This window comes from Collinsella intestinalis (assembly GCF_902364775.2).
Lineage (GTDB): Bacteria > Actinomycetota > Coriobacteriia > Coriobacteriales > Coriobacteriaceae > Collinsella.
Genome location: NZ_CABJEU020000002.1, coordinates 304,966 through 324,831 on the forward strand (window position 1 = coordinate 304,966; position 19,866 = coordinate 324,831).

Annotated in this window: 15 protein-coding genes; 13 read left to right on the forward strand and 2 right to left on the reverse strand. The window is 64.8% G+C overall.

All coding sequences use genetic code 11. The features are described from left to right. Window positions 1–90: 90 nt before the first annotated feature. The gene (locus tag FY258_RS07055) at window positions 91–1,404 is read right to left on the reverse strand and encodes a homoserine dehydrogenase (protein ID WP_118104530.1); all 1,314 of its coding nucleotides are present in this window, start codon (window positions 1,402–1,404) and stop codon (window positions 91–93) included. Between the two features lie 432 nt (window positions 1,405–1,836). On the opposite strand from FY258_RS07055, the gene FY258_RS07060 reads away from it, so the two are divergent. The 6 genes from FY258_RS07060 to FY258_RS07085 all read left to right on the forward strand — a co-directional run bounded on the left by FY258_RS07060 (window position 1,837) and on the right by FY258_RS07085 (window position 7,595). Then, window positions 1,837–3,024, forward strand: a complete 1,188-nt coding sequence (locus FY258_RS07060; protein ID WP_118104532.1) for an ABC transporter substrate-binding protein — start codon at window positions 1,837–1,839, stop codon at window positions 3,022–3,024. Window positions 3,025–3,151: 127 nt separating this feature from the next. Then, complete coding sequence (locus FY258_RS07065) at window positions 3,152–4,033, forward strand: branched-chain amino acid ABC transporter permease (protein ID WP_118104535.1); 882 nt, start codon at window positions 3,152–3,154, stop codon at window positions 4,031–4,033. Between the two features lie 4 nt (window positions 4,034–4,037). Beyond that, window positions 4,038–5,120: a branched-chain amino acid ABC transporter permease gene (locus FY258_RS07070; protein WP_118104538.1), complete on the forward strand. Its 1,083-nt coding sequence runs from the start codon at window positions 4,038–4,040 to the stop codon at window positions 5,118–5,120. After that, window positions 5,113–5,964 carry an ABC transporter ATP-binding protein gene (locus FY258_RS07075; protein WP_118104540.1) on the forward strand — a complete coding sequence of 284 codons (852 nt, stop codon included), beginning with the start codon at window positions 5,113–5,115 and terminating at the stop codon, window positions 5,962–5,964. Before FY258_RS07070 ends, FY258_RS07075 begins: the two co-directional genes overlap by 8 nt. A 5-nt stretch (window positions 5,965–5,969) precedes the next feature. Beyond that, a complete protein-coding gene (locus FY258_RS07080; protein WP_182279471.1) occupies window positions 5,970–6,683 on the forward strand; it encodes an ABC transporter ATP-binding protein in 714 nt (237 codons plus the stop codon). 234 nt (window positions 6,684–6,917) lie between these two features. After that, a complete protein-coding gene (locus FY258_RS07085; protein ID WP_182279472.1) occupies window positions 6,918–7,595 on the forward strand; it encodes a copper homeostasis protein CutC in 678 nt (225 codons plus the stop codon). Here FY258_RS07085 and FY258_RS07090 read toward each other — a convergent pair. Further along, window positions 7,592–8,584: a bile acid:sodium symporter family protein gene (locus FY258_RS07090; protein WP_259324486.1), complete on the reverse strand. Its 993-nt coding sequence runs from the start codon at window positions 8,582–8,584 to the stop codon at window positions 7,592–7,594. The two genes, FY258_RS07085 and FY258_RS07090, sit on opposite strands and share 4 nt — an antisense overlap. 188 nt (window positions 8,585–8,772) lie before the next feature. On the opposite strand from FY258_RS07090, the gene recJ reads away from it, so the two are divergent. From recJ to FY258_RS07125, 7 genes are all read left to right on the forward strand, one after another. Then, on the forward strand, window positions 8,773–12,117 hold the full coding sequence (gene recJ / locus FY258_RS07095) for a single-stranded-DNA-specific exonuclease RecJ (RefSeq protein WP_118104546.1): 3,345 nt from the start codon (window positions 8,773–8,775) through the stop codon (window positions 12,115–12,117). A gap of 34 nt (window positions 12,118–12,151) precedes the next feature. Next, the gene (locus tag FY258_RS07100; protein ID WP_118104609.1) at window positions 12,152–14,500 is read left to right on the forward strand and encodes a RelA/SpoT family protein; all 2,349 of its coding nucleotides are present in this window, start codon (window positions 12,152–12,154) and stop codon (window positions 14,498–14,500) included. A gap of 313 nt (window positions 14,501–14,813) precedes the next feature. Further along, window positions 14,814–15,512, forward strand: coding sequence for an MBL fold metallo-hydrolase (locus FY258_RS07105; RefSeq protein ID WP_118104548.1), 699 nt, complete (start codon window positions 14,814–14,816; stop codon window positions 15,510–15,512). Window positions 15,513–15,712: 200 nt separating this feature from the next. Further along, complete coding sequence (locus FY258_RS07110; RefSeq protein ID WP_118104550.1) at window positions 15,713–17,635, forward strand: BglG family transcription antiterminator; 1,923 nt, start codon at window positions 15,713–15,715, stop codon at window positions 17,633–17,635. A 4-nt stretch (window positions 17,636–17,639) separates the two neighbouring features. After that, complete coding sequence (locus FY258_RS07115; protein ID WP_118104552.1) at window positions 17,640–17,957, forward strand: PTS lactose/cellobiose transporter subunit IIA; 318 nt, start codon at window positions 17,640–17,642, stop codon at window positions 17,955–17,957. A gap of 76 nt (window positions 17,958–18,033) precedes the next feature. Beyond that, window positions 18,034–18,336, forward strand: coding sequence for a PTS sugar transporter subunit IIB (locus FY258_RS07120; RefSeq protein WP_118104554.1), 303 nt, complete (start codon window positions 18,034–18,036; stop codon window positions 18,334–18,336). A 154-nt stretch (window positions 18,337–18,490) separates the two neighbouring features. Beyond that, a complete protein-coding gene (locus FY258_RS07125; protein WP_118104556.1) occupies window positions 18,491–19,789 on the forward strand; it encodes a PTS sugar transporter subunit IIC in 1,299 nt (432 codons plus the stop codon). Window positions 19,790–19,866: the final 77 nt, after the last annotated feature.

Here is a 19,866-nt window from a genome sequence, read left to right on the forward strand (position 1 = left end):
AAATATCCGCATTGGCAAGAAAAATCGGGCGCGGCGCCTCCTGGGTGGATGGCGCTGCGCCCGATCGGGTCCGCAGATGTCGGTGAGGTGCTAGTTCGCCTCGACCCCCTCGGTCCAGGCGGCGATGTTCTCGATGCGTATGGCGTTGGCGACCTGGGCGGCCGCATCGGGTGCCGCGAGAGCGCCGAGTGCGGCGGCCATGTCGCCCTCGCGACAGGTGTCGGTGACGAGGACGACCGAGCCGTCCCCACGTGCGATGGTCTCGCCCACGGGGACGCCGTGCGCGGCGAGCGTCTCGGTCGCGGCCGCCGCGGCGCCGTCGCCGGGGAGCAGGCGCACGTAGTAGCGGGTCATGAGGTCCTCGATGCTGCGGACCGGCATCTGGCGCGGGAACGGTTCGGGCTCGGGCAGCGGCTTCACGCCCGCCGAGATGTCCTCCGCGAGCGCCAGGACATCGCCCACCACGGCGCTCGCGGTGGGGAAGGCGCCCGCGCCCGCGCCGTAGAACATGGTCTCGCCCACGGCGTCGCCGACCACGTACACGGCGTTCATGGCGCCGGACACGCCCGCGAGCGGGTGGGTGGCCGGGATCATCGCCGGATGCACGCGGACGTCGGCGCCCTCGTCGGTGCGACGTCCGATGGCGAGCATCTTGATGGCGAACCCGAGGTCGCGCGCCGCCTCGATATCCTCGGCCGAGATCGTGCGAATGCCCTGCATGAACACGTCGTCGGTGGTGATGCGCGTGGCGAAGCCGATGGAGGAGAGGATGGCGATCTTGCTCGCGGCGTCGAATCCGTCAACGTCGGCGCTGGGGTCGGCCTCGGCATAACCCAGGCGCTGGGCGTCGGCGAGGACCTCCTCGTAGCCAAGGCCCTCGTCGGCCATGCGGGAGAGGATGTAGTTGGTGGTGCCGTTCACGATGCCGGCGATGGCGAGGACGGTGTTTCCGGAGAGATCGCGCTCGAGGGTGTCGACGATGGGGATGCCGCCGCCGCAGGACGCCTCGCAACGCAGTTGGACGCCCGCCGCATGGGCCGCCCCCGCGAGTTCCTCCATATGGCGGCCGAGCAGTGCCTTGTTGGCGGAGACCACGTGCTTGCCGTGCGCGAAGGACTCCGTGAATATCTCGGTCGCGGGATGCTCCCCGCCGATGACCTCGACAACGATGTCGATGGACGGGTCGTCCACGATATCGCGCCAGTCGGTGGTGAACTGCGCGGGCGTGACGCCGAGCTCGCGGGCGCGCCCCTCGTCGAGGCCGCATGCGCGCGAGATGCGCAGGTCGATGCCCCGGGTCTCGAGATAGCGGGCCGCGTGCGATTGGATGAGGCGGAAGACGCCGCCGCCCACGGTGCCCAGACCGATGAGGCCGACGTTGACGGTGCGGTTGCTCGATTGCATGAGGGCTCCTTTTGCTCCCCGTGCCGCTTCTGGCCGGGGCTCGGCGATGTTTGCTGGCTTGCATTCTACCCGCCACAGGCGGCGCGCGCCCGTTCGGGTCGAGAAGGTTCGCAGGCGTTTACATAGGTTCACATAGATGACGCCCCGCCCCGCCGCCCGCTCTCCCGGCGCCGATCCCGCGCTCGACATCGGAGCCAGGGGGGGCGAACGGCGGGGGGGATAGCACAAAGTCATCGCAGGGCAAGCTCTTGACATGCGAACGGTGCGAGCGGCCGCGCAAAAGGGACGAATTGTTTCGCCGATATTTCAGGCGGCCGCCCCATCACTTTCTCTTGATAAAGCGTGTAAGCTGAAGCGACCCCGTTGACCATGTCGACGGGGGAAGGCACATCGCCGTGCCTCAGGGCCGGCCGCATTTGAAAGGAGAGCCGCATGTCGAGCCTCACCGGTAAGTCATTCAATCCTGTTATGAATCGCAGGAGCGTTATCGCAGGCGTAGCAGGTCTGGGGGCGTGCTCCCTCATTAGCGGCTGCTCCGATGACGGCGCGTCCGCAGACGGCGGTTCCGACGCCGCCGCGTTCAAGATCGGCTCCATCGGCCCGCTGACCGGCCCGAACGCCTCCTACGGCAACTCCGTGTGCAACGGCGCCGAGCTCGGTTGCAAGGATTTCTCCACCGATGCGCTCAAGTTCGCCTTCAAGTCCGAGGACGACGTCGCCGACGGCGAGAAGTCCGTCAACGCCTTCAACTCCCTCGCAGACTGGGGCATGCAGGCGCTCGTCGGCCCCACCACCACCGGCGCCTCCATCGCCGTGGCCGAGGTCGCCAACTCCGAGCCCCAGGTCTTCATGATCACGCCGTCCGCCTCCGCGCCGGACGTCACCGCCAACAAGACCTGCGTCTTCCAGGCGTGCTTCAACGACCCCAACCAGGGCGTCAACGCCGCCAAGAAGCTCGCCGAGATGTTCCCCGATGAGAAGTTCGTCGTCTTCTACAACTCCGGCGACACCTATTCCTCCGGCATCCGCGACTCCTTCGTGGCCGAGGCCGAGAAGCTCAAGCTCCAGATCGTGGACGAGGAGTCCTTCAAGGACGACTCCGCCACGAGCTTCACCAACCAGCTCACCAAGGCCAAGGACAAGGGCGCCACGATGATCTTCGCCCCCATCTACTACACCCCGGCTTCGGTGCTGCTCGCCAACGCCAAGGAGATGGGCTACGAGGTCAAGATGATGGGCTGCGACGGCATGGACGGCATCCTGGGCGTCGAGGGCTTCGACACCGCGCTCGCCGAGGGCCTCTACCTCATGACCCCGTTCTCCGCCGACGAGGAGAAGAACGCCGACTTCGTGAACGCCTACAAGGACGCTTACGGCGAGGTGCCCGACCAGTTCGCCGCCGACGCCTACGACTCCGTGCACGCCGTCGCCCTCGCGCTCGAGGAGGTCGGCCTGGGTGCCGACGCCAGCACCGCCGACGTCGCCGCCAAGCTCCCCGAGGCCATGACCAAGATCACGGTCGAGGGCCTCACCGGCACGCTCACCTGGAACGACAAGGGCGAGGTCGAGAAGGACCCGATGGTCTACGTCATCACGGACGGGAAGTACGTAGCGGCGTAATCGCCGTCCGTCCGGCGCCGTGTTCGGCGCGCAAGAGTAACACATGGGGACGGACCTTGATCGAGGTTCGTCCCCTTTTGCCTGTCGCGCCCATGCGGCGCCTGTCTGCGAAAGGGGGAGAGGTACCATGACGGTCTTTTTGCAGTACCTGGTGAACGGTCTGTCCATGGGAAGCGTGTACGCGATCATCGCGCTCGGCTACACCATGGTGTACGGCATCGCCAAGATGCTGAATTTCGCGCACGGCGACGTCATCATGATCGGTGCGTACGTCTCGTTCTGCGTCACCTCGTACCTGGGCCTGCCCGCCGTCGTCTCGGTGCTGGCGGCGGTCGCGGTCTGCACGGCGCTCGGCATCCTCATCGAGGGGCTCGCCTACAAGCCGCTGCGCCAGGCCGGTCCCCTGGCGGTCCTCATCACGGCCATCGGCGTCTCGTATTTCCTGCAGAACGCCGCCCAGCTCGTCTGGGGTGCGACTCCCAAGAACTTCACGTCCATCGTGAGCTTCCCGGTGCCTGAGTTCCTCAAGGCCTACAACGTCTCGGCGGTCTCACTCGTGACCGTGATCGCGTGCCTGGTCATCATGGCAGGCCTCATGTGGTTCACTGGCAAGACCAAGATGGGCAAGGCCATGCGCGCCGTGTCCGAGGACAAGGCGGCCGCCCAGCTCATGGGCATCAACGTGAACCGCACCATCTCGATGACGTTCGCCATCGGCTCGGCGCTCGCCGCCATCGCCGGCGTCCTGCTGTGCTCCTACTCCCCGGTGCTGCAGCCCACCACGGGCTCCATGCCCGGCATCAAGGCCTTCACCGCGGCCGTCTTCGGCGGTATCGGCTCGATCCCCGGCGCGTTCGTGGGAGGCATCCTGCTCGGCATCATCGAGGCCATGGCCCAGGCCTACATCTCCACCAGCCTCGCCAACTCTATCGTGTTCGGCGTGCTCATCGTGGTGCTGCTCGTCAAGCCCGCCGGCCTGTTCGGCAAGTACGTCCCCGAGAAGGTGTAGCGCCATGCCGAAGTTCCTCAAAGACAAGAAGACGCGCCGCGACCTTGCCACCTACGCCATGGTCGTCCTCGCCTTCGCGCTGATCAGCGTCATGAAGGCCAACGGCATGATCCCGCGCATGATCGTGGGCCAGCTCGTGCCCATCTGCGCCTACATCGTCATGGCCGTCTCGCTCAACCTGGTCGTCGGCGTGGCGGGCGACCTTTCGCTCGGCCATGCGGGCTTCATGAGCGTGGGCGCCTACAGCGGCATCGTCGCCGCCATGAGCCTGTCCGAGGCCATCCCCAACGACACGGTCCGCCTCGCGATCGCCCTCGTGGTGGGCGCCGCTTCGGCGGCGTTGGCCGGTTTCCTCATCGGCATCCCGGTCCTGCGCCTGTCCGGGGACTACCTCGCCATCGTGACGCTCGCGTTCGGCGAGATCATCAAGGAGATCGTGACCTGCCTGATCGTGGGCGTGGACGAGCACGGCCTGCATGTCGCCTTCAACCTCACCGGCAAGCTCACCGTCGACGACCTCGGCCTCACCGAGACGGGCACGGCCATCATCAAGGGCGCCCAGGGCGCCTCGGGCACCGAGATGATCTCGACGTTCTTCGCCGGGTTCGTGCTCGTCATGGTCGCGCTGGTGGTCGTGCTGAATCTCGTGCGCAGCCGCACCGGCCGCGCGATCCTGGCCGTGCGCGACAACCGCATCGCCGCGGAGTCGGTGGGCATCTCCACCACCAAGTACCGCATGATCGCCTTCGTGGTGTCCGCCGCGCTCGCCGGCGCAGCCGGCGCCCTGTTCGGCAACAGCTTCTCCCAGCTGTCCGCCACCAAGTTCGACTTCAACATGTCCATCCTCATCCTGGTGTTCGTGGTGCTCGGCGGCCTGGGCAACATGCGCGGCTCCATCCTGGCGGCGACGGTCCTCACCATCCTGCCCGAGGCCCTGCGCCAGTTCTCCGACTACCGCATGCTCGTGTACGCCATCGTCTTGATCCTCGTGATGATCGTCTCCAACAACGACACCATCAAGGGCTTCGTGGCGCGCTTCACACCCAAGCGAAAGGCCGTGAAAGAGGAGGTGAGCGCCGATGTCTAAGTTCGAGTTCGAACGCGGCAAGATGGTGCCCGTGCCCAGCCACTCCATCGTGCCCGAGCGCGACGTCAACTCCGCGCCGGTCCTGGAGGCGCTGCACTTGGGCATCGACTTCGGCGGCCTCAAGGCGGTCGACGACTTCAACCTCACCATCGGCAAGACCGAGATCGCCGGCCTCATCGGCCCCAACGGCGCCGGCAAGACCACGGTGTTCAACCTGCTCACCAAGGTGTATGCGCCCACGCGCGGCACCATCCTGCTCAACGGCAACGATACGAGCGGCAAGACCGTGCACCAGGTGAACCGCATGGGCATCGCCCGCACCTTCCAGAACATCCGCCTGTTCAACACCATGACGGTGGAGGAGAACGTGAAGGTCGGCCTGCACAACACCAAGGCCTACTCCACGGTCTCGGGCATCCTGCGCACGCCTTCGTACTGGAAGCGCGAGCGCGAGGCCCACGAGCGCGCCCTGGAGCTGCTGTCGATCTTCGACATGCAGGACCTGGCGAACCACGAGGCCGGAAGCCTGCCCTACGGTGCCCAGCGCCGCCTGGAGATCGTGCGCGCGCTCGCCACCAACCCCAGCCTGCTGTTGCTCGATGAGCCCGCCGCCGGCATGAACCCGTCCGAGACGGTCGAGCTCATGGAGAACATCGTCAAGATCCGCGACACCTTCAACATCGCGATCATGCTCATCGAGCACGACATGAACCTCGTCATGAATATCTGCGAGGGTATCTGCGTGCTCAATTTCGGCAAGGTGATTGCCAAGGGCACCGCCGAGGAGATCCAGAACAACGAGACCGTTATCGAGGCGTATCTCGGCAAGCGGAAGGAGGCGTAAGGGCCATGGCCGATTGCATTCTGAATGTCGAGGACATCAACGTATATTACGGCGCGATCCACGCCATCAAGGACGTTTCATTCCGGGTGTCCGACGGTGAGATCGTGGCGCTCATCGGCGCGAACGGCGCCGGCAAGTCCACCACGCTGAAGACCGTCTCCGGCCTTCTGCGCTCCAACACCGGTTCCATTGAATTCATGAGCGAGGATATCATGCGCACCCCCGCCGACAAGCTCGTGTCTCGCGGTCTGGCGCACGTCCCGGAGGGGCGCCGTGTCTTCGCTCAGATGACCGTCGAGGAGAACCTCGAAATGGGCGCCTATACACGTCCCAACGCCGAGATCGCCCCCGGCCTGGAGCGCGTCTACGCGCATTTCCCGCGCCTGAAGGAGCGCCGTAGGCAGGTGGCTGGCACGCTGTCCGGCGGCGAGCAGCAGATGCTCGCCATGGGTCGCGCCCTTATGAGCAGCCCACACCTGCTCATGCTCGACGAGCCCTCCATGGGCCTGGCTCCCATTCTCATCGAGCAGATCTTCCAGATCGTGAAGGAGCTGCACGAGGCGGGCACCACGATCCTGCTCGTCGAGCAGAACGCCCAGATGGCGCTTTCGATCGCCACCCGCGCCTACGTGATGGAGACGGGCAAGGTCACGCTCTCCGGCACGGGCGAGGAGCTCTTGCACAACGATGACGTCCGTCGCGCTTATCTCGGTGGCTGACGTTCGCCTCGGATCCGTACCCGAGACGAGCGTCCCTGCCTGAGCGCGCCTCCCGCAATGCCATCCGGCGGGAGGCGCGCATTTTCATGCGTCGCCGCCGCACGGGAGTGGGCGTTTTTTGGGAATCAGCGCGAATCGAAGTACGTCCAATGTCGCAATTTGCGCCTGTTCCCAATCGCGACGCAGGGGCGTGCGCTATCCTGGGGGCAAACGTTTCTACTTTTGGGAGACCTTATGCTGTTCGAATATTGCGCCGAGAACTTCACCAATATCGAGGCGGCCCTGCGTGCCGGTGCCGATCGCATCGAGCTGTGCGACAACCTCGCCCAGGGCGGTACCACGCCGTCCGCCGGCGTGATCGAGCAGGCTGTGCGCATCGTGCGTGAGCACGAGGGGGCCGAGCTCCGTGTGATCATCCGCCCCCGTCGCGGCAACTTCGACTATTCCAAGGCGGAGATGAGGGCGATGGAGACCGACATCCGCTACGCGGGTGCCAACGGCGTCGACGGCGTCGTCCTCGGTTGCCTCAAGCGCCGCTCCAAGGGCAAGGGCTTCGAGCTCGACCTCGATGCCACCGGCCGTCTCGTCAAGGTCGCTCAGGGTGTGGGCGAGATGCGCGGCCGCGAACTCGGCATCACGTTCCACATGGCGTTCGATGCACTCGATGAGACCGAGCAGCTCGCCGCGATCGATGCGCTGGCGGAGCTCGGGGTCGACCACATTCTCACGCATGGCGGTCCGGCCAACACGCCCATCGAGGACAACTACGAGCACCTCCGCGCCCTGATCGCCCATGCGGGCGATCGCCTCACGATCCTGCCCGGCGGCGGCATCACCGCAAAGAACGCGGAACAGGTTGCGAGTGCCCTGGGTGTCGATGAACTGCACGGCACCAAGATCGTCGTCCTCTAGCCGCGTCCCTCGTCGCTTCGGCCCTCTTGTCTCTGCAGTGCGTTCCCCCGCTCGACCGCGCGAGTCATGGTGCGTCCCACCAGCGACGCCAGTAGCTGCTGGAACAAAGTTCCGCACATGACGGGAAACACGACCTCTCCCGGGAAATAACGCGTGGCGATCACGGCGCCCGACGAGATGTTGCGCAGGCCGCAATCGAAGCTCATCGTCACGGCCGTGGACGCGTTCACGCGCAGGACCCGGGCCATGAGTGCGCCCCAGGCAAAGCCGCTCAGCGTGAACAACAGGATGAATAGCGCGACGCCCAGTCGCATCCAGGTCATGTGCAGAACGTACTCGCTCATGGCCGTCGAGTTCGACGTGATGATGAGCACGAGGAATATCTTGGAGAGCGGGGCGGCGACGGGCGAGAGCACGTCGCGCCCCCAGCCTCTCGTGAGGTCGTTCACGATCATGCCGACGAGCGCCGGCGCCGCGATCATGAGCGTCATGTCGAACATCATGGCCGGTGCATCGACGTCGATGCTTGCTCCCATGAGCAGCTTGAGCGTGAGCGGGATGGTGATCGGCGACACCAGGGTGGAGACGAGGATCGCCGTCAGGCCGAGGGCGGTGTTGCCCGAGAACATGCCCACCCACATGAAGCTGACGATTCCTATGGGGACGCTGTACTCGATCAAAATCCCGGTGACGATGTCGGTGTTGCCGGCGAAGATCGCGCTCGACAGGAGGAACGCGAGGGCGGGCATGGCGACGAGGGTCACGCCGAGGATGGCGAGCAGTGGCGCCGGATGGCGGAGTACCTCGCCGAGTTGACCCAAGGTGTTACCGAGGGATCCTTGAAACGTCATGAAGGCGAAGTGGGCCGGGACGAGCGGTTCGAGCCAGGCGAGCTCGCGTGGGAACAGCACGCCCGTGGCGACGCATCCCACGACGATGACGGGCATGTTCGCCCCGATGAATCCTCCAAGCCGCTTCCATGCTTCCATGCCGGCCTCCTCATTCGGTCTTTGGGTACCCAGCATACCCCGCGCGCATTGCCGTTTCGTTACGGGCCCCGTGCCGGCCGCTGCGGCGCGTTCGCCGAGCGGGTGAGATTCTTGTCGGAACGCACGTGTATACTTTGACTCGTTCAACGTGCATGCCCGCCGTAGCGGGCGACAAAGGATTTGATCGCATGGCTTCGCTTTCCACCACGCACCGCTGGTGCATTGCCCCCAACAATCCCGAACTCGAGGAGCGGCTCGCCTCCGCTCTCGGCGTCGCGCCTTTGGTCGCGCGCATCATGGTCGCGCATGGGATCGGCGGCGTCGAGGAGGGCAGGCTCTTCCTCACCCCCTCCCTCGAGCGCGACTGGGCCGACCCGCTCATCATCCCCGGTATGGCCGAGGTGGCCGCCCGTGTGGAGCGCGCCGTGCGCGACGGCGAGGTCATTGCGGTGTTCGGCGATTTCGACGTGGACGGCATCACCTCGACTTGCCTGTTGACCGAGGCCCTGCGTCAGCTCGGCGCATGCGTGCACCCCTTCATTCCCCACCGCTTCGAGGAGGGATACGGCCTCACGGCCCAGGCGCTCGACCGCGTGGTCGAGGCGTGTGAGCCCTCCCTCGTCATCACGGTGGACAATGGAATCGCCGCACGCGACGAGGTGGTGGCGCTTGCCGGCCGCGGGATCGACATCGTGGTGACCGACCACCACGAGCCGTCCGATCTCGTTCCCGTGGGCATTCCGGTGACCGACCCCAAGATGGTCGACGAGAGCCCCAGCCGCGAGCTCGCGGGTGCCGGAGTGGCCCTCAAGCTCGTCCAGATCCTGGGCGAGCGTCTGGGGCAGCCGCAGCTCTGGCGTTCCTATACGGAGGTCGCCGCGCTCGGCACGGTGAGCGACATGATGTGCCTCACGCCCGAGAACCGCGCCCTCGTGGCCGACGGTATCGCGCATATGCGCGCGACCGCCCGTCCCGGTTACATCGCCCTGGCGGCGATCACCAGGACCGACCTGTCCACCATCACGGCAGATGCGCTGTCCTTCTCCCTCATCCCGCGCTTGAATGCAGCCGGTCGCATGGCGGACCCGACGCTCGCCCTCGACTTGCTACTCGCCCGCGATGCCGTGGAGGCCGGCCGCCTCGCCGCTGCGCTCGAGGAGATAAATCAACAGCGCCGTGCAATCGAGGCCGAGCTCACCGGTCAGGCCGAGGAGCTCGCCGAGCGCACGTACGACGGCGGCCGCGCCATTGTTGTGGGCGGGGAGGGCTGGCACGAAGGTGTGAAGGGCATCGTTGCGAGCCGTCTGGTCAACCGTTATCACGTGCCGGCGCTGCTGTTCTCCATCGAGGACGGCGTTGCCCGTGGATCGGGCCGCTCGGTGGGTAGCGTGAACCTGTTCGAGGCGGTGGAGAAGTGCTCCGACCTGCTCATTCGCTTCGGAGGCCATGCCGGCGCCGTCGGCGTCACCTGCGCGGTCGAGAACCTCGACGCCCTACGCGACCGCTTGAACGCGGTGCTGGCCGATCTTCCGGCCGAGGATTTCGAGGACCGGGGCGAGATTGCCGCCACGGTGGGGCTCGACGAGCTCGACATCGAGACCATCCGTCAGATCGGAATGCTCGAGCCATTCGGCCAGGGAAATCGCGTCCCCCTGCTGGCCGCCCGCGGTGTGACGATGTGTGACCGCGCGGTCGTGGGCAAGACGGGCGACCACATGCGCTTTATCGCCACGGATGGAGCCGCGAGCGTGCCGGCGATCATGTTCCGGGCGCCCGAGGTCGAGCAACTGGTGAATTGCGATACGGTGGTCGACCTTGTGTTCGAGGCGGTTGCCGAGTGCTGGCAAGGGCGTGTGAAGCCCAAGCTCATGGTCAAGGACATCCTGTGCCGCTCGTGTGAGGAGCCCGTCTCCGCGGACGAGGCCCTTGTCCGAGTCGGAGAGCGGGCGGGGGAGGGGGACCGCGCGTCGAAGCCCGCGTGCGTCCGCCCGTGCGCGGTCCCGGTCGACGCCGATCGCCGCGCCGCGTTGGCGCGTCTTCCCTACGAGCAGCTCACGCGCAGTCTCATTCACACGTTCATCGGTCCGGCCGAGCCCCATCGCGCGCAGATGGAGGCACTCGACGCCCTCAAAGAGCGTCGCGGAGTGCTCGCCGTGATGGGCACGGGCCGTGGTAAGTCCCTCATCTTCCACGTCCATGCGGTTCGAGAGGCGATACTCAACGGCTCCGCGAGCATCTTCGTCTACCCGCTTCGCGCGCTTGTGACCGATCAGGCCTATCATCTGCAGGAGACGCTCGCCTCCCTCGGAGTCCGCGTGGGCGTCCTCACGGGTGACACACCCACAGCTGCGCGCGACCGCGCGTTCTCCCTATTGGGGGGCGGGAAGCTCGACATCGTCCTCACCACGCCCGAGTTCCTTTCCATTCATCGCGCGCGCTTCGCCGCGTCTCGCCGCATCGGGTTCGTGGTTGTGGACGAGGCCCATCATGTGGCGGGCGCCAAGGGCGGCGACCGTACGGCCTACCTCGACATGCCCCAGATCCTGCACGACCTGCTCGATCCAACTGTGCTTGCGGTGACTGCGACCGCCTCGGCCGAGGTCACGGCCGAGATTTGCCGCCTTTTGCCCGTCGACTCCCAGGTCGTGGACGCCGCTGTGCGCGAGAATCTGGAGCTCGACGACGGCCGCGATCTTTCCAGCCGCGAGAACAGGCTGGTGTCGATTGTCGCCACGGGGCAGAAGAGCGTGGTGTACGTGAACTCGCGCGATCAGGCCCAGGCGTTGTGCCGTACGTTGCGCCGTCGAGTGCCTGAGTTGGGCGCCCGCATCGCGTTTTACCATGCGGGACTCACACGGCCCGAGCGCGCCTCCGTCGAGGCCGCCTTCCGAGACGGCGAGCTCGCATGCATCGTATCCACCTCCGCCTTTGGCGAGGGAGTGAACATTCCCGACATCCGTCATGTGGTCCTCTACCATATGCCCTTTGGCGATATCGAGTTCAATCAGATGAGCGGCCGCGCGGGGCGCGATGGGGCGCCCGCCAGCATCCACCTGCTCTACTCCGGCCGCGACGCGCGCATCAACGAGCGGCTTTTGGACGCCGCGGCCCCCGATCGTCGCGAGTTGGTGACGCTGTATCGCGCGCTGCAGACCATGTGGCGCCGCCATCGCGGCGGGGCGCCCACGGGCCCACTGCCCGCGAGCGACCTCGACATCGCGCAGATGTGCCTGGCAGTCGATGCCCGCACGCCCGTCGACGAACGTGCGGTGCCCAGCGGCCTGGCCATTTTCGAGGAACTCGGCTTTGCACACGTGGCCGGCGATGACGATGTCCGGGCCATCGAGATGGTCGAGAACCCCGGCCATGTCGACCTGAATCGCTCGATTCTGTATCTCGAGGGCCTTCACGCCCGCCGAGAGTTCTCTGCCTTCCGCGACTGGGCGCTTTCCGCGTCCGCGCATGATATGCTGACACGCATCAACCGTCCCATAACACCGCAGGTACACGAGGGGGGTGCCGTCAATGGATAAACAGACGGCCACAGGGACCCATCCGGACAAGGCCATGGAGTACAAGGCGGGTGCCGAATCTCTGCGCCCGAGCGCCGAGATGGTGCATTACGCGCATGCGGACGATTTGCCCACCGAGTTCCAGGCGGACAGCTACGATCGACTAGCCTCATTGGTGCGCAAGTACATGGGGGAGCAGGATTGCGCCCTCGTCGAGCAGGCGTACTGTTTCGCCGCCGAGAAGCATTGCGCGCAGAAGCGCCGCAGCGGCGAGGCCTACATCAACCATCCGGTAGAGGTGGCCATCATCTTGTCCGAGCTCAAGATGGACTGCGACGTAGTTTGCGCGGCACTGCTGCACGACACGGTCGAGGACACCACCACCTCGCTCGCGGACGTCACGGCGTTCTTCGGCGCGACTGTCGCCGATCTCGTGGACGGCGTGACCAAGCTCACCAACATCGACGTCGATACCATGGACGGCAAGCAGGCGCTCAACCTGCGCAAGATGTTCCTCGCCATGAGCCGCGACATCCGCGTGGTCATCGTCAAGCTCGCAGACCGACTGCACAATATGCGCACCTTGGCGGCGCTGCCCGCCGATCGCCGCTTGTTCAAGGCGCGCGAGACCATGGACGTCTACGCGCCGCTCGCCGACCGCTTGGGTATGAGCTCCATCAAGTGGGAGCTCGAGGACCTGTCTTTCTTCTACCTCGAGCCCGAGGCGTACCAGCGCATCGCCCGTATGGTGAGCGAGAGCCGCGAGGCCCGCGAGCGCTTCTTGACCGAGACCATCAAGGCGCTCGACGACGAGCTGAAGCGCGCCGGTATCGAGGGTTACCAGATCACGGGCCGCTCCAAGCACTACTGGTCGATCTATCAGAAGATGAAGCGCAAGGGCAAGGAGTTCTCCGAGATCTACGACCTGGTCGCTCTGCGCGTGATCACCAAGAGCGTCGTCGATTGCTATTCCACGCTCGGTGCCGCGCACTCCCTGTGGACGCCCGTGCCCGGGCGCTTCAAGGATTACATCAACATGCCCAAGGCCAACAACTACCAGAGCCTGCACACTACGGTCATCGGTCCCACGGCACGTCCGCTCGAGATTCAGATTCGCACGTACGAGATGCACGAGCAGGCCGAATACGGCATCGCCGCGCATTGGCTCTACAAGCGCTCGGGCGGTTCGAGCGCCACCAAGGACGCCGGCGCCCAGAGCTTGGATGACCAGATCAACGCTTTCAAACGCAGCCTCGATTGGGCCGCGAGCGATGAGATCGAGGACCCCAAGGAGTTCCTGCACGCGCTCAAGGTCGACCTCTACGACCAGGAGATCTACGTCTTCACCCCCAAGGGGAAGGTGTTGAACCTCCGTGTGGGGTCCACGCCGCTCGACTTCGCCTACGCGGTCCACACCGAGGTCGGCAACCATTGCGTGGGAGCCATCGTCAACGGCGCCGTGGCACCGCTCACCCATGAGCTGTCCATGGGCGACCGCGTGGAGATCCTCACGAACAAGAACGCAAAGCCCTCGCGCGACTGGCTCAACATCGTCAAGACGCCGAGCGCAAAATCGAAGATCCGCCGCTATTTCGCCGCGGCGACCAAGGACGAGGACGCCGCCGCGGGCCGCGAGATGCTCTCCCGCGATTTGCGCAAGCGCGGGTACGGCATCTCCACGCCCCGCTCCACGCGCGCCCTGAACGCGGTCGCGGGCGATCTCAACTACAAGAGCCTGGAGCACCTGTTCGCCGCCGTCGGCGCGGGCAAGGTCCAGCCGCGCGCCGTGGGCAACAAGGTCCAGGCCATCCTCGATCCCAAGCAGCAGGACACCGCCACCGCCAAGGCGGAGGCCATCGCGAGCGTCGTGCATCAGCCTCCCCGCACGGGCGGCGCGCACGGCAAGCGCTCCAAGGGCAATTGCGGCGTGTTGGTCGAGGGTGCCGAGGGCGATAGCATGCTCGTGCGCCTCGCGCATTGCTGCAACCCCGTCACGGGCGACGACATCGTGGGATTCATCACCCGCGGTCGCGGCGTCTCCGTGCATCGCGCCACCTGCCCCAACGTCAAGGGGCTCATGGAGCATCCCGAGCGGATGATCGGCGTGAGCTGGGACACCGGTGCGGACGCGCTCTTCCAGGTCGAGGTCGTCGTCGAGTGCATCGACCGTATGGGCCTGCTCAAGGACGTCACCATCGCCATCGGGGACGCAGGCGGCAACATCTTGTCCGCGGCCACGTCCACCAACCGCGAGGGCATCGCGACGCTGCGCTTCCTCATCGAGATCTCCGACGCGAGCCGCCTCGACCCGCTTCTCGGCGCCATCGGTGCCGTCGAGAGCGTGTACGATGCCCGTCGCCTCATGCCCGGTGAGGGCAACAAGACCATGAAGCGCCGCCGCTGAACCTCTCAAATGGGTAACCGTCTCAAATGGGGACGGCCGCATCGGGAGGCAGGCGCAATTGGGGGTGCAATTGGGGACAGGTGCAAAGTGCGACATGCTGGCTGCAGTTGAAAGGCATGCGAAGCGATGAATTGCCTATGGATATCTGCCGTTTGAGCGGTCCGAACGGCGGGTTTCCATAGGCAATCCCCGACCGGCAACAGGCAATCCCCGAGTGGGCATAGGCAATCTTCGAGTAGGCATAGGCAATCTCGGGGGTTGCCGTGGGTAAAATTGAGCTCTGCTGAGTATTGAATAAGAACGGGAGCGCGTTATGGACATGACGTTTGATATGGACAGGAAGGGGAGCCTCGCCATCCACTGCGTGGCGAACGGTCCCATCCAGACCAACACGTATTTCGCGGTGAGTGGGGACGAGGCCGTGATCATCGACCCCGCCTGGGAGGGCGAGAGGCTCGCCGAGGCGTTCGCCGAGCGCTGCCCGGGCGCCCGCGTGAGCGCCATCATCTGCACACACGGGCATGCCGATCACATCGGCGGCGTCGCCGGCTTGCGCCGCGCACTCGGCGAGGGCGTCCCGTTCCTCATCTCTGAGGCGGATGCCGCGATCATGGAGCGCGCCATCGCGGACATGCGCGAGATGTGGGGCTTCGACCACGAGCTGCCGCCCGCGCCCGACCGTCTGCTCAACGAGGGCGACGTCGTTTCCTTCGGTGATGTGACTCTGCAGGTCATGGCGACCCCCGGCCACACGCCCGGCGGTATCGTGCTCTTCTGCGCGGCGGACACCGGCGATGTTGCCTTCGTGGGCGATACGCTGTTCCCCGGGGCGCATGGTCGCACGGATCTCGCTGGCGGCAGCGAGAAGGAGGTCATCGACTCGCTTGGCAAGATGGGCCGCTTCCTGCCCGCCGACACCCTGTGCCTGATTGGACACAACGGCACGACCACCATCGGCGATGAGCTCGAAAACAACCTTTTCATGCGCCGGAGGCTTCGCCATTATCGGTGACACCCCTGCAAAGGGCTTCCAAAACAAGTACCCATCTGGCATATATGACCTGCTAGATGGGTATTTTTCTATTTATTGGAAAAGCTTCCAACTTATCTGGAAAACCGCGGTGTGGAACTTGTGGGGGGCGGTCGGTAAGGTATGAATCGTAGAGAACGAAACGCAAGCAGATGCGGTGGTGACCAGGGAGGGGAGTGCGCATGCTCGACGGCAAGGACATCAAATTGATCGACGTCATCGAGGCGCATCCCGATATCGAACCCTCCGATCTTGCCGAGCGGTTTTCCGTGAGCGACCGCAGCGTGCGCACGTATGTCCGCAAGACCAACGAGGCCCTCGGCGGTTGCGCGCAGATAGAGAAGAGGCGCGGCGGCGGTTACTCGCTCAGGGTCATCAACGCCTCGGCGTTCGCCGCCATGAAGGCCCGTGACGCTCGTGCGGGGGAGGAAGCCGTCCCCACCACGCCCGAGGCACGCGTCGATTATCTCTTGAACGACCTGCTCTCGCGCGCCGATTGGATCACCGTCGACGACCTTGCGAGCATCTTGTTCGTGTCTCGCAATGTGATCACGACGGATCTCAAGCAAGTCGCCGCCACCTTGCGCCGTTTCGATCTCGACCTTGAGAAGCGCCCCCATTATGGCATTCGGGTGACGGGGCCTGAGATGTCCCGTCGCCTGTGCCTCGCCAACTTGACCCTCAACGGCATCGTCGGCGAAGGCGGGTCGCCCGCCGTCCCCCTCGACGTCATCGCGCACTGCGTGAGCGACGCCCTTTCCGAGGAGAACTTTCAAATCAACTCCGCTGCCTACCAGAACCTGCTCGTTCATATCGCAGTGGCGGTCGAGCGCATCCGCGCGAACTGTTACGTCCCGATGGAGCCCGAATACCTCGACAAGCTCCGAGCAACTGCCGAGTATGCGCTTGCCGGGAAGGTGGCCCGTGCCGTGCAGGACAAGCTCGATGTCGAGCTCCCTGAGGAGGAGGTCGGCTACATCGCCATTCATCTGGCGAGTAAGCAGACGCTGTACACGCCCGGTTCCGAGGACGACTGCAACCTCGTCATCTCCGATGACGTGTGGAACGTGGTCTCACGTATGCTCGAGATGGTCTGGAATGCCTTTCGCTTCGATTTCCGCACAGACCTCGAGCTGCGCATGAACCTGGCGCGTCACATCGTGCCGCTGTCGGTCCGCCTGCGCTATCGCATGCATATCAACAACCCGCTGCTGTCCGATATCAAGCAGCGGTTCCCCGTGGCCTACTCCATGGCGCTGGAATCTTCCTGCATCTTGGCCGAGGAGTACGGCAACACCTTGTCCGAGGACGAGGTCGGCTACATCGCCCTCGCCTTCGCCCTGGCCATCGAGCGCCAGAAGAGCGAGCGCCCGCGCAAGAACATCCTCGTGGTGTGCGCGAGCGGCCAGGGCAGCGCGCGCCTGCTTGAGTGGCGCTACCGTCAGGAGTTCGGCACCTGGCTCGACCGCATCGAGACCTGCGATGTGGCGCGTGTACCCAGCCGCGATCTGACGGGTATCGACTATGTGTTCACCACGGTCCCCCTGGAGTGCAAGCTCCCCGTGCCCGTCCGCGAGGTGAAGTATTTCCTCGATGACGAGGACGTGAACAGCGTGCGCCGCATCCTGTCAGGCGAAGCGGCCGCCGCGGCGCCGCTGGCCGCTCACTTCGACGAGCGCCTCTTCATGGGACCGCTGCGCGCGAAGGACAAAGGCGAGGTGCTCGACGCGTTGTGCGAGCGCGTCGCCGAGGTGCACGACGTGCCGGCGAACTTCCGCGCGCTTGTCGAGCGCCGCGAGGAGCTCGCGCAGACCTGCTTTGGCAACATGGTCGCCATGCCCCACCCGGTGACCCCCGTCACCGATTCCACCTTCGTCGCCGTGGCGGTGCTCGAGCAGCCCGTCATCTGGAACCACCAGGACGTGCAGGCGGTTTTCCTCGTCTCCGTCTCTGCCCAGCGCAACAAGAAGCTCGATACCTTCTATCGCAGCATGGCGCGCCTGCTCACCAGCCGTGAGGCTATCCAGAAGCTCGTGTCGAATCCGGACTTCGCGACGCTTCTCGATGTGATCGATATCTATTCACCCGCTACTGAAAAGGAGTAGTCCCATGGACGAGTCCAAATACGAAAACGCCCTTCAGATCATCCTTCACGCCGGAAATGCGAAATCCTCCGCCCTTATGGCGATCGACGCCGCGGCTGACGGGGAATTCGATGAGGCCGAGCGACTGCTCGCCGAATCCCAGGCCGAGATGGGCGAGGCTCACAAGATGCAGTTCGCCCTCACCCAAGCTGAGGCGAACGGCGATTCCGTCGACATCAACATCATCCTCATCCATGCCGAGGACCATCTCACCATGGCGATCATGGCCGCCGATATCGCCGAGCGCATGATCGACCTGTACCGCGAGGTCAAGGCCAAGTAACTTCTGGGAAATCCGATTCATTCACGTTCGTCGTTCAATTGGCGCCCAAAGGGGGCGCTGAAGAAAGGAGTCAGTCATGAACATCATGCTGGCATGCTGCGCTGGAATGTCGACCTCCATCCTCGTGAACGCGATGGAGAAGGCCGCTGCCGACCAGGGCAAGGATTACAAGATCTGGGCAGACAACACCACCGCCGTCGCCGATCAGCTCGGCAGCTTCGATGTCCTGCTGCTCGGTCCCCAGGTTCGCCATATGCAGCGCAAGATGACCAAGCTCGTCGACGGCAAGGCACCCGTCGCGGTCATCGACGCCGTCGCCTATGGCCGCGCCGACGGGGCTGCTGTCCTGAAGCAGGCGGAGGACCTGGTCAACGCTTAGAACCTCGGTCGTAACGCATGGGCGCGCCGCGAGAGGGCGCGCCCATGCGAGACATATGCTCGGTGCCGACGCGGAGGTGAAGAGATCGCGACGACGCCGGGTGGGGCGATGCGCCCCCATGTTCCATTCCTTTATACCCCTTAGGAGGTACATCATGTCTTTCGGAGAGAAGTTCGAAGACGCAATGATGACGGTGGCTGAGGTCGTTGGCGACAACAAGTACCTCATGGCCATCAAGGACGCCTTCACGTCCTTCATGCCGTTCATCATCATCGGCTCGATGGGCACTCTACTCAAGGTCTTGATCTCCTCGACCACGACCGGTCTGGCGATTTGGGTTCCCCAGCTTGCCGCGCTGCAGCCCGCCTTCGACGCCGTCAACTTCTGCACGATGTCGTTCATGACGCTGCCCATCATCTTCCTGATCGCCCAGAACCTCGCCAAGGCCAAGAACGGCCCCGAGCAGGCTTCCGGCGTGGTCAGTGTGGCTGCCTATATCTCCATGTGCGCCACCACCATCACCGTCGACGGTCTCGATACCCCCATCGCGGGCATGCTCAACACCACCTTCGGCGCCCAGGGCCTGTTCGTCGGCATGGCCACCGCCCTGATCTTCACCTCGCTGTTCTGCTGGCTCACCACCATCGAGGCCATCAAGATCAAGATGCCTCCGTCGGTTCCCGCCGGTATCGCCAACTCCTTCAACATCATGATCCCGGTGTTCATCACCCTGGTCGTCAGTTCCCTGTTCGGCATCTTCTTCCGCATGGGCACCGGCCAGTATGTCGGCGACTTCATCTACGCCATCATGCAGGCCCCGCTCGAGGCGCTCTTCAACACCCCGTTCGGCATCATGGGCCTGGTCCTGGTCTCCAACCTCTTCTGGGTGCTCGGTATCCACGGTGGCCTGATCGTCACCCCGGTCCGCAACCCGATGTTCGCCGCCGCTATCGCCGCCAACACCGCCGCGCTCGCCGCTGGCACGCAGCCCGACCAGATCTTCACCATGGGCTTCTGGAACGCCTTCCTGACCCTCGGCGGCGCCGGTGGCACTTTCTGCCTCATCCTCGCCACGCTGATGTTCTCCAAGCGTGAGGATCACCGTGCCATCGCCAAGCTCGGTCTTCTCCCTGGTATCTGCGGTATTTCCGAGCCCATCGTCTTCGGTTTCCCGCTGGTGCTCAACCCCACCTTCGCCATTCCGTTCATCCTGTGCACGCCCGTTCAGGCGGCCATCGCGGTGTTCGCCACCAACATCGGTTTCCTGCCGTGCAACACGGTCGACGTGCCCTTCGGTATCCCGATTCTGCTCAATGGCTTCATCGGCCATGGTTGGCAGGGCGTCGTCGTCCAGCTCATCATCTTGGTCGTCGGCACGCTCATCTGGATTCCGTTCGTCATGATGGCCAACCGTCAGGCGGAGAAGGAAGCTGCCGAGGCCCAGGCTGCCTAAGCACTTCGTCATCCCAGGGGCCGCGCTTGCGTGGCCCCTTTTTTAAACCTCGGCGCTCAGACGTTTGCGCCGGTTTT